Below are 306 nucleotides of genomic sequence, written 5' to 3'. Positions count from 1 at the left end.
CGCTTCTCTGCAACTTCTGATAACACTTTATCTCGTTTGTATGCAAAGTATGCATATGCAACACGATTAGAACGTCCAACCCGACCACGATGCTGATACAGCTGCGATAATCCCATACGATCTGCATCAAATACAAGTAACGTATTTACATTCGGAATATCTACACCCGTCTCAATAATTGTTGTACTTACAAGAACATCATGCTGCCCTTCTAAAAACGATAGCTTAACAGACTCTAATTCACCTTCGTTCATTTTCCAATGTGCATACGTTACACGCGCGTCTGTAACTAACATCGCAATTTCA

General features: G+C 40.2%; 1 protein-coding gene. It reads right to left on the bottom strand.

What is annotated here, in order from left to right:
- Positions 1-306, bottom strand: a 306-nt coding sequence (locus ACSG5Z_RS30475) for a helicase-related protein (protein ID WP_435712813.1), incomplete at both ends; no start/stop codon positions are given.

Source organism: Bacillus pretiosus (genome assembly GCF_051294775.1).
In the GTDB taxonomy this organism is placed as follows: domain Bacteria; phylum Bacillota; class Bacilli; order Bacillales; family Bacillaceae_G; genus Bacillus_A; species Bacillus_A wiedmannii.
Note: the sequence above shows the minus strand (reverse complement) of the source record. Positions and strands in the feature narration are given on the sequence as shown.